Source organism: Sulfitobacter sp. UBA1132 (assembly GCF_002311545.1).
Classification (GTDB): domain Bacteria; phylum Pseudomonadota; class Alphaproteobacteria; order Rhodobacterales; family Rhodobacteraceae; genus Sulfitobacter; species Sulfitobacter pontiacus.
The window spans coordinates 69,701-86,629 of the sequence record NZ_DCAN01000005.1; the positions used below are offsets into that span (position 1 = coordinate 69,701).

Sequence of the window (16,929 nt, forward strand, 5' to 3'; positions counted from 1 at the left end):
GGGTCTGTCAGTTGCGCAGGCTGGTATTGGCGTAAAAGCTGTTCAGCCGCGCCGTACGTACCGCCGGGAAATTAACGTAGAGCTTGCGCACGATTTGCGCCGCAAGCTCTGCTTTGCGGGCTTCTTCTTCGATCGGTTGGGCGAGGCTCAGGTCGGTTTCCGCAAGCTCGGCGATCGCTGACACGGTGGCGTCGCGCAAACGGGCGCGCCCGACGGCACCGTTGATCTCGTGAAACGACGAAGCCCCCATGACATAGACATCCATATCAAACACCAGATGCAGGATTTTGCGGCTCTGGATGATTTGCATGGTGAATTTGCCCAAGGGCATCTTGAACATCAGCTCTTGCGTGGCCGCCTGATCCGAGGGGGCCGATGTCGTTGGCCGCATAAAGCGTTCCCCGACATAGCCCATGGCCCCCGCACCAATCACGCAAACGGCGATGATGATGTATTTGATCACGCCTTCGTCCCGCCTTAGTAGGGCAGGAACACTTCAAGCGCGTCCTGACCGTAGCGCGCGGTTTGCACCGTCGAAATCTGCCCGCGCCCACCATAGGTGATCCGCGCCTCGGCGATTTTATCGTAGTCGATGGTGTTCCCGACGTTGATATCGGACTGGCGGATGATGCCGGCGATGCGCAGCTCGCGCAGTTCGTTGTTCACCTTGACCTCTTGCCGTCCGGCGATCACGAAATTCCCGTTGGGTAGGGTCTGGATCACAAGGGCGGCCACCCGCAGACGTATGGTCTCGTTCCGGCGGATCGACCCTTCTCCCTCGCTGGACGAACTGCTCGACAGGCCAATCAGCTGCCCGCTGTCGGTCGAGGTGTCGAAGTTCAGGATATCGGGGTCGTCCACCCCCGTGGAGGAGGACCGGCTGCGCCCTGTGGCATTTTGCAACTGCGCGCGGTCATCGATATCGATCAGAACGGTGACCAGATCGCCCACGTCGCCGGCGCGACGGTCTTGGAACAGACGCGGTGTCGAATTGCTCCAGAGGCTGGCCTGATCCGCGCGTTTGGGCTGTTCGGGCGCTTTGGGCAGAGGCATCGGGATGCTCACGCGGTTGACCTCGCCCATGTGGTCGGGGCTGAGCGTCAGATCACTGACTGTGGGGTTGTGGGTTTCCTGAAAATCACCACAGGCCGCCAGAAAAAGCGCCGAAGCTGCAAGCAGGCAGCCGAGCCGAGCGGGAAAACGAAGGGATGTCATTGTACGACCTCGACGACGCCTGCTGCCATCGCGATGGTCGACAGGGCCTTGTTGCTGGAAAGATTGACGACGCGCAATTCCTGACCCTTATGGGCATCATCCAGGGCACGTCCTTTGGCCGTTAGCTGCAACCCGCCGTGAGTCAGGCGGATTTTGACCTTTTCACCGCGGCTGATGATACGGGGCGGCATGACCGAATTGCGCGGGACGGGGCGGCCGGTGACCAGCATACGACGCACCTGCTGGCCGACGAGTTGATCATATTCATTGATCGCATAGCTGCCGACCCGCTGCATCGGCATTTCGACCAGCGACACGTCTTGGGCGCGGACGATTTCATCGGGCACGATGCGCCGGTTGGGAACAGGCACGGTCAATGTCACCATCGCCAGACCCCATACGCGTTGCGGGACACCGCTGTCGGTTACCACATTTGCGATGAATTGGCCCGAGTCAGGGTCGATCCAGAACTCCTGCACGAAGTTGCCCTTCTTGATCATCCCCTCGGCCATGCGGATATCCAGCTTGGCTTTCGCGGGCAAAGTAGCCCCCAGTTCGGCGACGGCGCGTTCCTCGATCAGGTCGGTCACGGGCACGGCTTGTGCAAGCACAGGGCCCGCCACCACAAGAGCGGCGGCAAGCTGGAACAACACGAAAAGGGCAATGGCAACACGTTTCATCGGTTCAACCCGTTACTTGATCTGGTTCGTCGTGGTCATGATCTGATCGGCGGTCTCGATCGCCTTGGAGTTCATCTCGTAGGCGCGCTGTGCCGAAATCAGGTCGGTGATCTGCTGGATGATATTGACGTTCGACTGTTCAAGATATCCCTGCCGCGTGATGCCGACGCCGGGGGTGCCGGGGACGTTCTGTACAGGCTCACCCGATGCGGCGGTCTGCTCCATCAAGTTGTCACCGACGGGTTTCAGGCCCGCTTCGTTCAGGAAGGTCGCAAAGTTCAACTGGCCCAGTTCCACCGGTTCAGGGTCGTTTTCAACATAGGCCATGACCACGCCTTCCTGGTTGATTTCAACCTGACGGGTCAGTTCGGGCACGATGATCGCGGGCTCTACCTCATAGCCGTTCAGGGTGACCAACTGGCCTTCGGCGCTGAGCTGGAAGTTCCCGTCACGGGTAAAGGCCTGTGTGCCATCGGGACGGTTCACGGTGAAATAGCCGCGCCCCTCGATGGCGAGGTCCAGCTGGTTTTCGGTTTGCACCAAGCCGCCCTGGATGTTGTGACGGATCACGCCCGCCGCCTGCACGCCCAAGCCGATATCAGTGCCTACAGGCCGCGCAGTGCCTTCTTCGGAGGTCAGCGATCCGGCGCTCGCAAAGCTTTGATAGACCAGATCCTGAAACGCGGCGCGGCCGCTTTTAAAGCCGGTGGTATTGGCGTTGGCGATGTTGTTGGCGATGACGTCAACGTTGGTCTGTTGCGCCAACATGCCCGTGGCCGCGATCCCGAGTGCTTTCATCTTATGCTCCTTCCGGCGGCGTTATACGCGCCCAAGTTTCTGGATGGCCGTGCGGGTCAGATCATCGTCTGACCCCATCAGTTTGACCGAATTCTCGTAGGCCCGCTGGATGTCGATCAGACGGGTCATTTCGAGGACGGCGTTCACGTTGCTGCCCTCGATAAAGCCCTGCTTGACCTGCGGGTTCTCCATCTGCTGTGGCTGACCTGCGTTCGGGGGCAACTGGTACATGCCCGCGCCCATGGGCAGCATCTGCGCCGCCTCGTTGATCGCGACAACGCTGACCGCGCCAAGCACCGCGCCTTGGGGGTTGGTCACGGTGCCGCTGGTGGTGATCACCACCTCGTCCCCCACATCATCGGGCAGCACGACAGGCCCGCCGCCCACGCCAAGCAAGGGCATACCGCCTGCGGTTTTCAACTGGCCGTCGACATCCACAACAAGACGCCCGTGACGGCTGTAACCGGTTTCGCCGCCGGGGAGCTGGAAGCTGAGCCAGCCGTCACCGGCCACGGCGATGTCCATCGGGTTGCCGGTCTGCATCAACGGGCCGTCGGCAAGTTCAAGGTACGTCCCGCTTTCGCGTACATAGTTTATCGCGTTGTCGCCGCTGCCATCGGGTATGGATTCAAGCACGGGGTGGATCGCCTTGTAGCCCGAGGTCGTGGCGTTGGCGAGGTTATGCGCCGTCGTGTCCATGCTGCGGGTCAGCGCGGTTGCCTGAGAAAGCGCCACATAACTGATATTGCTCATCTCATCCTCCGGCGGTGCTGAAGCATCACGAAAAAACGCATTGTACATGTCATTGCAAATACAAATTTTCATGAATACAAGGATAAGGCAAGTTCTATTTACACTCTCAAGGATAGGTGTGCGCCAGTATATTTGCATATCGGTGGTTAAGGCGTTGCTGGTTCTTGCGGTTCCGGCGGGTGTGCTTGTGGCCGCGCCCTCTGATGCGGTTGATACGCTGGATCACAGCGCGTTGGACGCAGGGCAGACATGGCGGCGGGATCTGGATTTGCGGCGCTGGTCTCCGGACGGGTTGCGCGATGATTTGCGGCACAACATTGCCAAGCTCGGCAGCCAGCGGGGCAGTGACCAGACGCGGGTGATGATGGATGTGGCCGAACTCTATATGGCCCATATGCTGCTGTTCGAGGCGGGCTCTATCCTTGCCGAAGTGACCCCTGATACGCCGGTCCATAAACGCCGTCACCGTGCGCTGTCCGACGCGGTGCGTCTGCTGGCAGGGGAAGCACCGACCGCGGTAACGCCACCTTTCAACACGTCTCCGCTGGCAGGCAACCGACCGGATCGCGCCTTTTGGGCCAGTCTGGACGCGATAGCCACCTCCGACGTTCGGCGCTTGTCGGATAATATCGAGCCAAGCTTTGGCGGGCTGAGCACGCAGCCGGAGTCCGTCGTGCGGGCCGTTCTGCCTGTGTTGCTTGAAGCGGCGATTGAGCTAGATAAGCGCGAATATGTCGACGCGACCCTGCGCCTGCTAGATGAAATGCCAGAGCTGGCCGGGGCCGAATCCGGTACATTCCTGCGCGCACGGGCCGCGCAAAAGCGGGGCGACGCGGCGACCGCGCTCAAGATCTATCTGGAAGCGGCAGAGGGCTGGGACCAATACGCCGTGCGCGCCCGTTTGGCGGTTGCGGATATGGCGCTTGCCGATGGCGGAAGAGGCGCGCTGCTGGCAGCACAATCGACCCTAGAGGGCGGATCAGAGGCGTGGCGCGGCGGGCGGTACGAGCTGGAAGTATTGCGCCGGCTTGAACGGGTGTACCACGCATTGGGCAATGATCCCGAAGCCGTGTTGACCCTTGGCCGTATTCTGCTGCGGTTCCCCGAACGTGCCGAAGCCGCCCCGATTGAGGCGCAGGCGCAAGAATTGCTGGCAGATATCTATAAGGCGGGGGGCGAGGGGCAGTATCCGCTGTCGGCTTGGGTCGCGCTGCATCTGCGTTTGCTGCCCTATTTCCGCTATACCGAAGGGTTCACGGCGCAGATTGAAACACTGGGTGACTACGTCCTGAAACTGGGGTCGACCGATCTGGCGGCCAAGGAATACCGTCGTGCCGTGCGTATCTTGCAAGAAAAGCAGGAAGAACAGGGCACCTCCCGCGTGGCCGAGATTTTCCGCCTGAACATGAAGCTTGCGCAGGCACAGGTGCAGGGGGGGCAATTCGCCGATGCACGGCTGACGTTGGAACTGATGGACGTAAGCGTCGCCCCCGAGATGGAGGAGGCGCATCAGAGTTTGTTGGCGCAAACCCTCTCTAAACTGGGGGATAAGCCTGCGTTACTGAAGGCGTCCGTCGATGCACCAACGGCGCAGCATTTGCGAGATGTGGGGCTCGCGCTGTCAGAAGAAGAGCGCTGGCCGCAGGCGGCGGACGTTCTTTCGCAGCTTTGGCGGACATATCCGCAGGATTTTTCCTTGCAGGATGCCACACGCCTGTTGATCGCGGCCTATCGGTCCGAAGATCAAGAGACGCTACAGCAGGTGACGCGTTCGTTTCCCAGTCTCACGCCGTCCAAGGATCTGATTTCACTGGCGAATAGCATATCCGAGGTGCGCGATAACGTGCTGCCGCTGAGCGCGGGCGGGGCGGCGAAGCGGCTGGAGCAGCTAGAGAATGCCTTTGAAAGCATCGCGAATTCAGGGATATCTCCATGAACTCGGCTGCAAATTTCAGCTAAACCAAGGTTAGACAAAAATAAATCGCGAAAATTTAACCTTCTTTAAACCAATTCGATTATTTGTCCTGTTAGGCAAGAATACCAAGAACGACAACGAGGTAGGAAAATGAGCATTTCAAGTGCGCTTCAGACGGGTGTCAGCGGGCTGCGCGCCAACTCCAAGGCGGTTGGCAGCATCTCCGAGAACATCGCAAACTCGAACACGGTGGGGTACCGCCGCGGGTTCGCGCATATGGTCACGACCACTGCCTCGGGCGGGAATGGCGACGGGGTCCTGTCGGTCAACGCCGTTGAAGAGCTGGACATCGCGACAGCAGGCGGCCTGATCTCGACCAACTCCTCTACCGATCTGGCGATTGGCGGGAACGGTTTCTTCGCGGTGTCGATGAACCCGAACGAGACAGTGCAGACCAACTACATGCTGACCCGCGCGGGGTCGTTCCTGCCGGATGAGCAGGGCAACCTGAAGAACGCGGCGGGATATTATCTTGCGGGCTACCCCTACGGGCTGGAAGGGGACATCGGGTCGGTCGACCGGACGTCCTTCAAGGATATGGAAACGGTTAACATCGGCAACCTGAACATCTCTGCCGGCGTGACGTCGACCATCACCGCCTTTGGCAACCTGCCATCGCAGGACACTGGCCAAGCCGATCCGGGCGCACCTTTTGTCACCTCGTCCGAGGTGTTCACCGCTTTGGGTGAAAGCCAGCGCGTGAGCTTTTCCTGGGCACCCGGCACCACGGCGAACACATGGGATCTGGCGATTGCGGATCAGAACGGCAATGGGCTGGGCAGTGTCACGATCGAGTTCAACAACGCCGGACCAGCGGCGGGGTCTCCGCTGAGCTATAGCAACATCAATTCCACCGCGACGGCACCTGCCGCCTTTACCGTGGACCCTGCGACAGGCGTGGCGACGATCACCCTTGATAACGGGGTTGTCCCGCAAGAGATCGACATCACCCTTGGCAAGCCCGGCGCATTTGACGGGATTAGCCAGTTCGCGGGGGATTTCAGCCTCGCGTTTGATCGGGACGGGTCCAGCGCGGGCGAGCTGGTGCGCACCGAGATTACCGAAGACGGCACATTGTTCGGCGTTTTTGACAATGGCATGCGCCGCGCGCTTTATGACATTCCTGTCGCTGTCGTCGCCAACCCCAACGGGCTGGTCGAAGTGAAGGGCAACGCCTATCGCCTGTCGGGTGAAACAGGGTCGTTCTCTGCTTTGCAGGCTAATTCTTCGACCGTGGGGTCGATCAACGCCGGTGCCCTTGAAGGGTCTAACGTGGACATTGCGCAAGAGATGACCGACCTGATCAAGGCGCAGCGGGCGTTTTCGACCAATGCCAAAGTGATCACCACCGTCGACGATATGATGGATGAAACCACCCGTCTGAAACGATAAGCCAGACGGTCTGACCGGAGCATGACATGAGCCTTTCGGGCGCGCTGAATTCGGCCACAGCCGGTTTGCATACGACACAGGGTCAGTCGCGGATCGCGGCGGATAACGTGTCGAATGCGATGACCCCCGGTTATGTCCGGCGCGAGGCGGTGTTGGTCACGGCCAGCGGCGGGCAGGGCGGTGCCGTCATCAGCGAGGTCCGCCGCGAGGTCGATGCGACGCTGCAACGGATGTCGCGGCTCGAAAACAGTCGGATGACGCAGTATCAGTCTATTCAGGAAGGGCTGACCACCTATACCGCCTATCTGGGACAACCCGGTGACGGCACATCGCCCGCAGACCGGTTTAACGATTTCCAGAACAGCCTGACAACGCTGGTCAATATGCCGTCGTCGAACGGGGCGCAGACATCGGTTGCGCTGGCGGCAGAGGATCTGGTGCGGTCGGTCAAAGGGGCGGCGACAACGCTATCGACGACGTTGAACGACGTGAATATGGAAATCCGCTATGAAGTCGCGGACCTGAACACGGCCCTATACCAGTTGCGTGATCTGAATGCCTCGGGCAGCGGCTTTACCCCCGGTTCGCTGGAGGCCGCGCAGTTTGATGAAAAGGTCGACACGATCCTTGATCAGATTTCCGGGATCGTTGACACGCGGATACATCGGTCTTCGAACGGGTCGATCAGCCTTTATACGGTCAGCGGGGCCGCATTGCTGGAGGGGCGCGTCGTACAGGATGTGACCTTTAACCCCAGCGACGGCACATTGATGGCGGGTAATCAGGACATCACCCCGTTCAAAGACGGTGTGCGTGGTATTCAGCACGGCAGTCTTGCGGGGCTTTCCGAGCTGAAGAGAGAGACTATTCCGCAGTTTAGTCAACAGTTGGACGAATACGCGCGGGGGCTGATCCAGACCTTTGAAGAGGCCGATGCCAGCCTTGCGCCGGGCGAGGCGGGGCTGTTCACCGATAATGGGATCGCGTTTGATCCGGCAAATATGACCGGTCTGGCAAGCCGTTTGCAAATAAACAGCAAGATCTCTTCTACCGGCGATGCGGAGGTTTGGCGTATCCGCGATGGTCTTGGGGCCACGTCCCCCGGTGCAGGGTCTGAAACGGTGCAGATCAACGCATTTCTGGCAGGGCTCGACACGGCGATGAATGCGGCGACGGGCACGGGTATTCCCGCCGAGGTCACTTTGCGCGATTTTTCGGCAGAGATGATCACCAGCCAAGCGGCCACGCGCGCACGGGCAGAGAATGACTTTAACGCCGCGGCCTCTGCGGCCGAGGTCGTGATGTCGGCGCGGCGCAATTCCGAGGGTGTGAATATTGATGACGAGATGCAGCAACTGCTGTTGATCGAACAAAGCTATGCGGCAAACTCCAGAGTGCTTACAGCAGTGTCAGAGATGATCGACACGCTGATCGCAGCGGTATGAGGCAGGGACAATGGTTCTAGGTATCAGCAGTTTTTCGTCGTTCCAGTTTAACCTGTTCAACCGTCAGAACGTGCAGCGCACGACGCTGGAATTGCAACGGGTGAGCGAAGAAGTCTCTACCGGAAAAAAAGCCGATATCTACGCCGATCTGGGCCCGCGCGCGGCCTCGGTGATGAAGCTGCACGGGCGCGAGGCGAATACCCAGACCTTCATGACGTCGAACGACGTGCTGGCGAGCAAGCTTGACGCGATGCTTGCCTCCGTCGATGCGGCACGCACGCAGGTGCAATCAGTGCTGGAAAGTGCGCTGGTCAATGCCACACGCAATGGCAACGGGGCCGAGGTGTTGCAGATGCAGGCCCGCGCCGCGCTGGAAAGCCTCGTGTCGACGATGAACACGTCGTATAATGGCGAGAACCTGTTTTCGGGGCTGGAGTCTAACAAGACCTCGCTGACCCGCTGGCCCGAAACCAGCGCCGACACAGGCCGTTCGCCGCAGTCGGTGGTCGAAGAGATTTTTGGCACCGGTCCGACCGACCCTGCCAGCGCCCAAGCCATCGCGGATCAGCTAGAGACCGTGTTCAACTCGCAAGACGCCGACGCCAGCCGGAATTTTCAGGGCACCTTCTATCAAGGCTCGCCCGAACGTGATGCCAGTGGGGCCGAGACAAAGCAGATCAGCGCCTGGGTGAATACCGGCCAAGAGGTCGTCTACGGCGTGCGCGCCAATGACCAGTCTTTCCGCGATGCCTACAAAGGGTTGGCGATGCTGGCCGTGACCGACGTGAGCCAGATGGACGAAGCGGCCTATAGCACCTGGATGTCAGAGGTGGTCGATAGCCTGTCGGCGTCGCAAGAGGGTATGTTGGATATCTCGGCGCGGATCGGGTTCAACCAGCAGATCGTTGAAAAGACCCAAACGCAGCTGAACGATCTGTCGCTTGTGCAGCGTACGCAAATCTCGAACTACGAAAGTGTTGATCCCTACGAGGCGATCACGCGCATGAATAGCCTCGAGACGCAGTTGCAGGCGAGCTACCAGGTTTCCTCGCGGCTTTCGAGCCTGTCGATCCTGAATTACCTGCGCTGATCAACCGGCTTTCGACGTCACTTCGGGCGAGCTTAACTTGTAGCCGCGGCCATGCACGGTTTCGATATACTGCCAGCCTGACTTCGACGCGGAAGCGAGCTTTTTGCGCAGTTTGCAGATGTAGACGTCGATGACCTTATCGAAGGGCTGATCGATGCTGCTGCCGTAGATTGCGTCATAAATCGCGTCTTTAGAGATGACTTTGTTCGAGTTCAGCGCAAGATGCTGGAACACCGAATATTCGCGTTTCGACAGTTTGATGCGGCTGCCCGATACAATCGGATCGCGCCCGTCGAAATAGGCGGTCAGCTCTCCGACGATCACGCTTTCAGAGGCATGGCCATAGTGACGCCGGATGATCGAATTGGTCCGCGACAGCACTTCGGCCCCACGGATCGGGCTGACGATCACATCATCCGCGCCAAGGTTCAGCAGGTCCGACGTATCCTTGGCGTTGCGGAAATCCTTGAGCACGATGACAGGGTTAACGCAGCCCGCGGTACGCATCGCGCGGATATAGTCGCGCGTATCGTCGCATTCACCGATCAGAACCGCATTGGTCTGATGGCCCGGTTGCAGCAATGGGCCAAGGCCCGTCGTGAAAAACTCGGCGGTGACGAACTGAAGCTCGATACCTGCGCTGCGCAGCTCTGCCGTAAGGCCGGCGCATCGTTCTTTCCGCTGTTCGAAAATATACATGCGCATGTTTGTGTGCCCTAAACCCTGACTATTCCTATCGGTAGCAAGTATATTCTGCGGTAGCAACAATTAATAGATGATTTAACTTGTATAAATCCGGTTATTACGTGATTATGCCAAGGATAGTTGAACTGTTCTTGTACCGGAGATTTCGCAATGGCGCACGGCCAGCGACGCCCCATGACCCGCCTGCTGCGCTGTCTGCAGGCCCTTGCCGCCGCAGCACTGTTGGTTGTGCCCGCGATGCCGTCCTGGGCCGAGGTCCGGATCAAGGATATTGCGCATTTTGAAGGTGTGCGGGAAAACCATCTGATCGGATATGGCCTCGTTGTCGGGCTTCTGGGGACGGGGGATAAGCTGAACTCCAGCCCGTTCACCCGTGAATCCATTCGTGGGATGCTTGAACGGCTTGGCGTTGCGAACCTTGATGGCGAGGCGCTGAAAACCAAGAACACCGCCGCCGTGATGGTGACGGCCAAGCTGCCCCCTTTTGCGCGGCGCGGCTCTCCCATCGATATCACGGTCTCTTCGCTTGGAGATGCGACGAGTTTGCGGGGCGGCACCTTGTTGATCACCCCGCTGACGGGCGCGGATGGTGAGGTTTATGCCGTGGGGCAGGGCGCGGTTGCGGCCTCGGGCTACCGGGTGGATGGCAATGCCGCGAGCGTTGTGGATGGCGTGCCGACCATCGCGCGGATCGAAAACGGGGCCATCGTCGAACGCGAGATCGAATTCAGCCTCTTTCAGCTCGACAGTATCCGGATTGCGCTGAATAACCCCGATTTTACCACGGCGGATCGCGTGCGCGAAGCCATTGCGAAACACCTTGGCTCCAGTCAGGTCGAGGTGCTGGATTCCGGCACGATCGAGGTCTGGGTCGGTGACAAACGCAACGCGCCCGAGACGATCATGGCGGTGGAAAACCTGCTGGTCACGCCGGACGCCGTGGCGCGGGTCGTGATTGACGAGAAATCGGGCACCATCGTCATGGGCTCGGACGTGCGGATCGCTCAGGTCGCGATCAGCCAGGGTGGCCTGACCGTGCGCGTGCGCGAGAATTTCGGCGTCAGCCAGCCCGGTCCGATCAGCCTTGGCGGGAATACGGCCGTGATCAGCGAGGAACCTATCTCTATCGGGGGGACGACCGTGATCGTGCCGGAAACCGAGATTGATATCGAAGAAACTGACGGCAGCTTTACCATTCTCAACGGTGACGTGAGCCTGCAAGAGCTTGTCGACGGGCTGAACGCCATCGGCGTCGGCGCACGTCAAACGATTGCGATTTTGCAGGCCATCAAGGCCGCAGGGGCGCTTCACGCCGATCTGGAGATTATCTGATGACTGGTTCGATCCCCCCGTCACTGCCTAGTTTCGATATCGCCAAACCCGACCGCGCGGTGCAGACAGGTAAAGAATTCGAAAAGGTGTTCTTAACCCAGTTCGTCGACGAGATGATGAAAACCGCCGGCGCCTCTGCTTTCGGCGGGGAACAGCAGGCGGATATGTGGCGGTCCTTCATGTCCGAAGCCGTCGCCGGCCAGTTGGTAGAGCAGGGCGGCTTGGGTTTTTCCGGTAGCGTGTCGCAAATGCTGGACGCCTACGGGCAGGGCAAAGCCAAAGTTGCGGAGCAGGGCGAATGACCCCGCGCACCTTCCGTTTCGGTCAACGCGGCGCCGCGCCCGAGGGCGAGGCCCCTGACCAGCTGGTGCTGACCCCGCAGGACGAGGAAAACATTCACGCCTATGTCGCGAAAATCCACGACACAATCGACGTGCTGAACCGCGAGGTCGAGGCGATCAAAGCCGGCAATCTGGATGTCGTTAGCGCGATCTTCGAAGAAAAATCCCGTGCTTTGAAGTGGCTGGAGCTGCAAACCCCGCTGGTCGAACCCTTTATGGATCACCCGATTATGGTTGAGCTGGAGGTGAAGGCACACCTCAAGCAGTTAAAGGGTGCGATTGAAGAGGATAGCGCAATTTTGTCGCGCATGGCCGTCGCCGCCCGCACCATTCTGCGCGAAGTCAAAAAGATCAGCAATCGCAATGCGCTAGACGGAAATTATGGCAAGATGGGCCAGCGTGTGAGCGGCGTTGCGGATAAGAACATGCACGTCGATCAGAAATTCTAAAGCGCGTTCCGCCGATTTTACCCAATTTGTTAACCCTGCTTTAACCTGAACTGCTATGTAGTTCAGGTTAGCCTTTACGGCTGACCTCAGTCAGAAGACTGGATCAATACGAGAAGCAAGGAGAACATTAAATGTCGTCCATTCTCACCAATAGCTCCGCAATGAACGCTCTGGCCACGTTGAAAGACGTGAACCGCGGGCTCAACGATACCCAAAGCCGTGTTTCCACAGGCCTGAAAGTGGCGTCTGGCAAAGACAACGCTGCCTATTTCGCCGTCTCCGAGACGATGAAAGGCGACAGCGGCATGTTCAAAGCCATCAACGAAGGCATGACCGCGACCAAGAACTCCGTCGCGACAGCCCGTCTGGGTGCCGAAACAGTTTCCGACATCGCACAGCAGATCGTCGAGCGTGTTGCTTTCGCTCAAACCGATGGTGTTAACCGCGCGGATGTTCAGCTCGAAATCGATGCGCTTGTTGAAAACATGGGCACCGCGATTGAGCAAGCAACCTTCAATGGGGACAATCTGGTCGATGGTACCAGAATGGCCACCTCGGCTACACCTAATGCAGTTACTTTGGTGAACGGTGTAAAGCGAGACTCAAGCGGCTTTGGCACTACAACCTATACTTTCGATGGTGTTGATCTTGGTGCGATCAAGACAGCGATGGAAGCTATCAACGTCGAAACCTCAACTGATCTTGCAGCTGATCTTGCTACAGCCGAAGGTGAGCTTGCGAACTCCATTACTGCAGCTACGTCTCTCGGCATCACCGAAAACGCTTTGGAAGGTCAGATGGAGTTCATCGACAGCCTGACAGACACGCTGGATTCCGGCGTGAGCTCGATGGTTGATGCGGATATGGAAGAAGAAGCGGCGCGTTTGCAGGCCTATCAGGTTCAGCAGCAGCTGGCGACGCAGTCCTTGTCGATTGCAAACCAGGCGCCTCAGAACATCCTGAGCTTGTTCCGTTAATTCGGTTCAGGCGTTATATGAAAAACCCCTCTCCGCCACTGGTGGGGAGGGGCCCTGACGACACAAAACACCGGCTTGGACAGACGTCCCGCCGGTTTTTTATTGCGCTGGCGTCGCTTCGGCGCGGGCGCGTTCCTCGAAAAAACTACGCAGCGGGTCATCGATGCCGGATTCAAGGATCATCCGGTAGGTGTCGGCAAAGCCTTCGGCGGCTGAGGTCTTGTCGCCGCGGCTTTGTGACAGAAATGGGCTGGCCGCGCGGAAAAATGTGATGGCTTGGTCCGTTTCCGGGTCGGACCCGGCTTTATACGCCCCCAATCGGATCAGATCTTCCATATCGGCGTAGCGGCCCAAGGCCTTGCGCGCGACTTTGGTGATCTCGTATTCTTCGGGAGAGTGGCAGCCCGGCAGCATCCGTGACAGCGATTTTTGCAGATCGATCGCGGGGAAACGCCCCTGTTCGGCGATGCGCCGGTCGAGCACCAGATGCCCGTCCACGATCCCGCGCACCGCATCCGCGATGGGTTCGTTCATATCGTCCCCGTCCACCAGCACCGTATAAAGACCGGTAATATCACCTTCTGCCGCCATACCGGGGCCCGCACGTTCCAACAAATGGGGCAGTTCGCTGAACACCGACGGCGGATAGCCCCGTAGGGTTGGCGGCTCGCCACGGGCGAGGCCGATTTCACGCTGCGCCATCGCAAAACGGGTGACGCTATCCAGCAGCAGCAGCACCTGCTTTCCCGTCGATTTGAAGTATTCGGCAATCGCGGTCGTGGTTAATGCGGCCTGTTTGCGCAGCAGCGGTGCCTCGTCCCCGGTAGAGACGACGACAACGGCGCGCGCCATGCCTTCTTCGCCCAGATCCTCTTGGATGAACTGTTGCACCTCGCGGCCGCGTTCGCCAATCAGCCCGATGACAATCACATCGGCATCCGTATTGCGGGCCAGCATGGCCATCATGGTCGATTTACCGACACCGGAACCCGCGAAAACACCCATCCTCTGGCCGCGGCAAATCGGGGTGAAGATATCAATGCATTTGATCTGTGTTTCCAGCTTCTCGCCCACCTTCTTGCGGTCGAATGCACCGGGTGGGTTGGCGCGAAAGCGGGTTTTGCGGCGCGGGCGGCGCGCGCGGGTGTATCGCGTGAGCGGGCGGCCAAGCGCATCAACCACCGTGCCGATCCAGCTGTCGTCGGGGGACACCATATCGTCATGCTCGATCAATTCGACGGTATTCCCGACGGACACGCCCTCCCATGTGCCGAACGGCAGAACGCAAAGATCACTGCCCTGTGCGCTGACGACTTCGCCATCTATGTGTCCTGCGGGGGTGTGCACCCGGCATTGGCTGCCGATCGCTGCCATCGCCTCTAGCCCGCTGACGGTGAGGGTCATGCCGGTGATGGACCTGACGGTGCCCGAGATCTTTGCGCTGGCGCATGAATAGATGGACTTTTGCAGGTTTGCGAAGGCAGAAGTCAAAATATACTCTTTCGGAAATATTCTATCCTTGCTATATAACAAGGATAAATAATGAGTCTAGTATGAATACAGATCCCACATCCTTGTTCAGCCTTGCACCCAAGCGTTTGCAGTGGCTTGCCACGCGGCAGAATGTCGTGTCCGAGAATATCGCGAATTCTGACGTCGCGGGATACCGTGCGCAGGATGTGCAAAGCTTTGCCAGCTATTTGGAAGACGCAGGTCGGTCGCAACGTTTGCAGGAGGCAGAGGTGGTTGAGGCGCGTGTTCTGGGTGGCGCTACGGCAACCGGGAATAACGTGAATCTGGAAGAGCAGTTGGTCGAGGCGAACAGCGCTTCGGGTCAGTTCCAAATGGCCGCGAGCCTGTACCGCAAAGCGCACGAGATGGTTTACGCTGTCGCTGGCCGGAAATAACGGAGAGACGCGCGATGGATTCCCTTTCCAGAATTTCGGCAACAGCAGCCAGCGGGATGCGGGCGCAGGGTGACCGGTTGCGCATCGTCTCTGAAAACCTTGCAAATGCCAGTTCGACCGCGCAAACGGCGGGGGGCGACCCGTACCAGCGCAAGACGATTTCTTTTGAAAGCGCCACGGATCCGTCAACGGGGGCAGCGATTGTGCAATCTGCAGGCGTGCTGCGGGATGATGCCGATTTCACACTGCGGTATGAACCATCGCACCCCGCGGCGGATCAGAACGGCTATATCAAGATGCCGAACGTGAACCCGCTGATCGAAATGAGCAATATGCGTGAAGCCGCGCGCAGCTATGAAGCAAACCTTTCGATGCTGGACAAGGCGCGTGACATGCGCCGTCAGTTGGTCGAGCTGTTGAAGTAAGGTGCCAGAATGACAGATTTTTCCGCCATCCGATCGTCCTATGTTGAAGCCGCCTATGCAAAGACGGTGCAGGGTGAAACGCGGGGTGCAAAACCCGCTGGCCCCGCCCCAAAAGATTTTGCCCAGATGGTCGGCGATGCCGCGTCGCAGGCGGTGGATTCGGTGCGCGAAGGCGACCAGATGGCGATCAAGGGGCTGACAGGGCAAGCCAGCCTGCAAGAGGTTGTTCAGGCCACCATGGCGATGGAGCAGACAGTTCAGGTTTCGGTCGCGCTGCGTGACAAACTGGTGGAAGCGTACCAAGAAGTTATGCGTATGCCGGTTTAACGTCAGGTTAACACGCGCCATGTTTTTCGGAGGTCCCCTGTGGATTCTGTCACTATCTACGAAATCATCCGGCAGACGTTAACCGTGACATTGATCGGGTCGGCACCTGTGCTTGTTGTGGCGCTTGGCGTCGGGCTTGCCATCGCGTTTTTCCAGGCTTTGACACAGATTCAGGAAATGACGCTAACGTTCGTGCCCAAGATCGCGGCGATTTTTGTGACGCTCGCCATCAGCATTCCTTTTATTTTTTCGACACTTGTCGGGCTCTCGGACCGGGTGTTTGATCTTGTCTCTAACGGGGGGCTCTAGGGTGCGGCTCACCGTCTTGTTCATGGTTCTCTTGCTGCCCGTCTCTGCCTTGGCGGACAAAGGCGGTTGGGCGGACAAAGGCGATTGGACGGGGTTTTACACGTCATCCGCTCCTGCCGTGAAGTTGGGTCGGCAAAACGCCACGTCAAACCCGATGCGCGTCTGCGTGGACGAGATCCTTTCGGCTGAACAGCGGTATAACATTCCCGGTAACCTGTTGTTGGCGATCGGGATTCAGGAAGCTGGACGTCAGGTGAACAACAAGCTGGTGGTATGGCCGTGGACCGCAAACACAAACGGTACCGGCACGTTCTTTGGCAGCAAGCTCGCATTAGAAGCGCATGTGCGCGAGACAGAGGGCCGCGGCATCCGGTCCACGGATGTGGGATGCATGCAGATTAACCAACGGTGGCATGGGGACCAGTTCTCCTCGCTAGAAGAGGCGACGACACCAGCGCATAACGTCGATTATGCCGCACGTTTTCTGACCGCGCTGTATCACGAGACAGGCGATTGGTGGCAGGCCGCTGGCCGGTACCATTCGTCTAACCCCAGCTACAAAGCTGTTTATCTGCAGAAGTTGCAGCAGAACCAGCGCATCGCCCAGGCATTCCTGACCCGCTTTGCAAGCGATGTTAGCCCGGTCAATAGCACCCCGCAGCAGGTTGCAGTCACCCGCGAGATGCCCGATTTCAACTGGAGCGCCGATCTGAGCGGTGCAAACTCCGGCAAAGCGGGCGGCGCGCTGTCAATCTATTCTACGCAGGCGTTGGCCCCCATCCTGCCCCATTACGCAGAGGTCAACTGAG

The 16,929-nt window shown here is 58.9% G+C and carries 20 protein-coding genes; 13 read left to right on the forward strand and 7 right to left on the reverse strand.

All coding sequences use genetic code 11. The annotated features are described in order from the left end of the window. Window positions 1–7: 7 nt before the first annotated feature. Genes B4F27_RS03215 through B4F27_RS03235 form a run of 5 tightly spaced genes read right to left on the reverse strand, consistent with a single transcriptional unit; the run spans window position 8 to window position 3,446 of the window. The gene (locus tag B4F27_RS03215) at window positions 8–463 is read right to left on the reverse strand and encodes a hypothetical protein (protein ID WP_005849008.1); all 456 of its coding nucleotides are present in this window, start codon (window positions 461–463) and stop codon (window positions 8–10) included. A 14-nt stretch (window positions 464–477) separates the two neighbouring features. Beyond that, a complete protein-coding gene (locus tag B4F27_RS03220) occupies window positions 478–1,215 on the reverse strand; it encodes a flagellar basal body L-ring protein FlgH (protein ID WP_005849010.1) in 738 nt (245 codons plus the stop codon). Beyond that, complete coding sequence (flgA, locus tag B4F27_RS03225) at window positions 1,212–1,895, reverse strand: flagellar basal body P-ring formation chaperone FlgA (protein ID WP_064216618.1); 684 nt, start codon at window positions 1,893–1,895, stop codon at window positions 1,212–1,214. Before flgA ends, B4F27_RS03220 begins: the two co-directional genes overlap by 4 nt. A gap of 12 nt (window positions 1,896–1,907) precedes the next feature. Beyond that, window positions 1,908–2,693: a flagellar basal-body rod protein FlgG gene (gene flgG / locus B4F27_RS03230; RefSeq protein ID WP_074636879.1), complete on the reverse strand. Its 786-nt coding sequence runs from the start codon at window positions 2,691–2,693 to the stop codon at window positions 1,908–1,910. A gap of 21 nt (window positions 2,694–2,714) precedes the next feature. Beyond that, the gene (locus B4F27_RS03235; protein ID WP_240790865.1) at window positions 2,715–3,446 is read right to left on the reverse strand and encodes a flagellar hook-basal body complex protein; all 732 of its coding nucleotides are present in this window, start codon (window positions 3,444–3,446) and stop codon (window positions 2,715–2,717) included. Window positions 3,447–3,564: 118 nt separating this feature from the next. On the opposite strand from B4F27_RS03235, the gene B4F27_RS03240 reads away from it, so the two are divergent. From B4F27_RS03240 to B4F27_RS03255, 4 genes are all read left to right on the forward strand, one after another. Then, window positions 3,565–5,382: a tetratricopeptide repeat protein gene (locus B4F27_RS03240; RefSeq protein WP_286758847.1), complete on the forward strand. Its 1,818-nt coding sequence runs from the start codon at window positions 3,565–3,567 to the stop codon at window positions 5,380–5,382. Window positions 5,383–5,511: 129 nt separating this feature from the next. Next, window positions 5,512–6,813 carry a flagellar hook protein FlgE gene (locus B4F27_RS03245; RefSeq protein WP_005849017.1) on the forward strand — a complete coding sequence of 434 codons (1,302 nt, stop codon included), beginning with the start codon at window positions 5,512–5,514 and terminating at the stop codon, window positions 6,811–6,813. Window positions 6,814–6,839: 26 nt separating this feature from the next. Next, entirely contained in the window at window positions 6,840–8,258 is a 1,419-nt protein-coding gene (gene flgK, locus B4F27_RS03250) for a flagellar hook-associated protein FlgK (RefSeq protein WP_286758848.1), read from the forward strand. A 10-nt stretch (window positions 8,259–8,268) separates the two neighbouring features. Continuing rightward, window positions 8,269–9,348: a flagellin gene (locus tag B4F27_RS03255; RefSeq protein ID WP_286758849.1), complete on the forward strand. Its 1,080-nt coding sequence runs from the start codon at window positions 8,269–8,271 to the stop codon at window positions 9,346–9,348. Here the strand turns inward: B4F27_RS03255 and B4F27_RS03260 are convergent, their stop codons facing one another. Then, on the reverse strand, window positions 9,349–10,053 hold the full coding sequence (locus tag B4F27_RS03260; protein WP_286758850.1) for a response regulator transcription factor: 705 nt from the start codon (window positions 10,051–10,053) through the stop codon (window positions 9,349–9,351). It lies immediately after the preceding gene. 174 nt (window positions 10,054–10,227) lie between these two features. Here B4F27_RS03260 and B4F27_RS03265 point away from each other — a divergent pair, with 174 nt between their 5' ends. From B4F27_RS03265 to B4F27_RS03280, 4 genes are all read left to right on the forward strand, one after another. Beyond that, window positions 10,228–11,385, forward strand: a complete 1,158-nt coding sequence (locus tag B4F27_RS03265; RefSeq protein ID WP_009824349.1) for a flagellar basal body P-ring protein FlgI — start codon at window positions 10,228–10,230, stop codon at window positions 11,383–11,385. Next, window positions 11,385–11,687 carry a hypothetical protein gene (locus B4F27_RS03270; protein ID WP_286758851.1) on the forward strand — a complete coding sequence of 101 codons (303 nt, stop codon included), beginning with the start codon at window positions 11,385–11,387 and terminating at the stop codon, window positions 11,685–11,687. Before B4F27_RS03265 ends, B4F27_RS03270 begins: the two co-directional genes overlap by 1 nt. Then, window positions 11,684–12,175 (forward strand): flagellar biosynthesis protein FlgI, encoded by a 492-nt coding sequence (locus tag B4F27_RS03275; RefSeq protein WP_286758852.1) that lies wholly within the window; start codon window positions 11,684–11,686, stop codon window positions 12,173–12,175. The genes B4F27_RS03270 and B4F27_RS03275 overlap by 4 nt, the downstream gene beginning before the upstream one ends. Window positions 12,176–12,306: 131 nt before the next feature. Further along, window positions 12,307–13,152, forward strand: a complete 846-nt coding sequence (locus B4F27_RS03280; RefSeq protein ID WP_074636868.1) for a flagellin — start codon at window positions 12,307–12,309, stop codon at window positions 13,150–13,152. Between the two features lie 99 nt (window positions 13,153–13,251). Here the strand turns inward: B4F27_RS03280 and B4F27_RS03285 are convergent, their stop codons facing one another. After that, the gene (locus B4F27_RS03285) at window positions 13,252–14,643 is read right to left on the reverse strand and encodes a FliI/YscN family ATPase (protein ID WP_286758853.1); all 1,392 of its coding nucleotides are present in this window, start codon (window positions 14,641–14,643) and stop codon (window positions 13,252–13,254) included. Window positions 14,644–14,705: 62 nt separating this feature from the next. Between B4F27_RS03285 and B4F27_RS03290 the strand changes: the two genes are divergently transcribed. Genes B4F27_RS03290 through B4F27_RS03310 form a run of 5 tightly spaced genes read left to right on the forward strand, consistent with a single transcriptional unit; the run spans window position 14,706 to window position 16,928 of the window. Continuing rightward, a complete protein-coding gene (locus tag B4F27_RS03290) occupies window positions 14,706–15,059 on the forward strand; it encodes a flagellar basal body protein (protein ID WP_005849029.1) in 354 nt (117 codons plus the stop codon). Window positions 15,060–15,073: 14 nt separating this feature from the next. Continuing rightward, window positions 15,074–15,484, forward strand: coding sequence for a flagellar basal body rod protein FlgC (gene flgC, locus B4F27_RS03295; protein ID WP_074636865.1), 411 nt, complete (start codon window positions 15,074–15,076; stop codon window positions 15,482–15,484). A gap of 9 nt (window positions 15,485–15,493) precedes the next feature. After that, a complete protein-coding gene (locus tag B4F27_RS03300) occupies window positions 15,494–15,811 on the forward strand; it encodes a flagellar hook-basal body complex protein FliE (RefSeq protein ID WP_005849033.1) in 318 nt (105 codons plus the stop codon). 39 nt (window positions 15,812–15,850) lie between these two features. After that, window positions 15,851–16,120: a flagellar biosynthetic protein FliQ gene (locus B4F27_RS03305; protein ID WP_005849035.1), complete on the forward strand. Its 270-nt coding sequence runs from the start codon at window positions 15,851–15,853 to the stop codon at window positions 16,118–16,120. Window position 16,121: 1 nt separating this feature from the next. Next, window positions 16,122–16,928 carry a lytic transglycosylase domain-containing protein gene (locus B4F27_RS03310; protein ID WP_286758854.1) on the forward strand — a complete coding sequence of 269 codons (807 nt, stop codon included), beginning with the start codon at window positions 16,122–16,124 and terminating at the stop codon, window positions 16,926–16,928. The last annotated feature ends 1 nt before the right edge of the window (window position 16,929 follow it).

What these genes read in the sequence shown, in the direction of transcription:
- flgC (WP_074636865.1), top strand. Translation starts at nt 15,074, where the DNA reads ATGGATTCCCTTTCCAGAATTTCGGCAACAGCAGCCAGCGGGATGCGG.
- B4F27_RS03300 (WP_005849033.1), top strand. Translation starts at nt 15,494, where the DNA reads ATGACAGATTTTTCCGCCATCCGATCGTCCTATGTTGAAGCCGCCTAT.
- B4F27_RS03235 (WP_240790865.1), bottom strand. Translation starts at nt 3,446, where the DNA reads ATGAGCAATATCAGTTATGTGGCGCTTTCTCAGGCAACCGCGCTGACC.
- flgA (WP_064216618.1), bottom strand. Translation starts at nt 1,895, where the DNA reads ATGAAACGTGTTGCCATTGCCCTTTTCGTGTTGTTCCAGCTTGCCGCC.
- B4F27_RS03275 (WP_286758852.1), top strand. Translation starts at nt 11,684, where the DNA reads ATGACCCCGCGCACCTTCCGTTTCGGTCAACGCGGCGCCGCGCCCGAG.
- B4F27_RS03255 (WP_286758849.1), top strand. Translation starts at nt 8,269, where the DNA reads ATGGTTCTAGGTATCAGCAGTTTTTCGTCGTTCCAGTTTAACCTGTTC.
- B4F27_RS03220 (WP_005849010.1), bottom strand. Translation starts at nt 1,215, where the DNA reads ATGACATCCCTTCGTTTTCCCGCTCGGCTCGGCTGCCTGCTTGCAGCT.
- flgK (WP_286758848.1), top strand. Translation starts at nt 6,840, where the DNA reads ATGAGCCTTTCGGGCGCGCTGAATTCGGCCACAGCCGGTTTGCATACG.
- flgG (WP_074636879.1), bottom strand. Translation starts at nt 2,693, where the DNA reads ATGAAAGCACTCGGGATCGCGGCCACGGGCATGTTGGCGCAACAGACC.
- B4F27_RS03260 (WP_286758850.1), bottom strand. Translation starts at nt 10,053, where the DNA reads ATGCGCATGTATATTTTCGAACAGCGGAAAGAACGATGCGCCGGCCTT.
- B4F27_RS03270 (WP_286758851.1), top strand. Translation starts at nt 11,385, where the DNA reads ATGACTGGTTCGATCCCCCCGTCACTGCCTAGTTTCGATATCGCCAAA.
- B4F27_RS03245 (WP_005849017.1), top strand. Translation starts at nt 5,512, where the DNA reads ATGAGCATTTCAAGTGCGCTTCAGACGGGTGTCAGCGGGCTGCGCGCC.
- B4F27_RS03290 (WP_005849029.1), top strand. Translation starts at nt 14,706, where the DNA reads ATGAATACAGATCCCACATCCTTGTTCAGCCTTGCACCCAAGCGTTTG.
- B4F27_RS03280 (WP_074636868.1), top strand. Translation starts at nt 12,307, where the DNA reads ATGTCGTCCATTCTCACCAATAGCTCCGCAATGAACGCTCTGGCCACG.
- B4F27_RS03265 (WP_009824349.1), top strand. Translation starts at nt 10,228, where the DNA reads ATGACCCGCCTGCTGCGCTGTCTGCAGGCCCTTGCCGCCGCAGCACTG.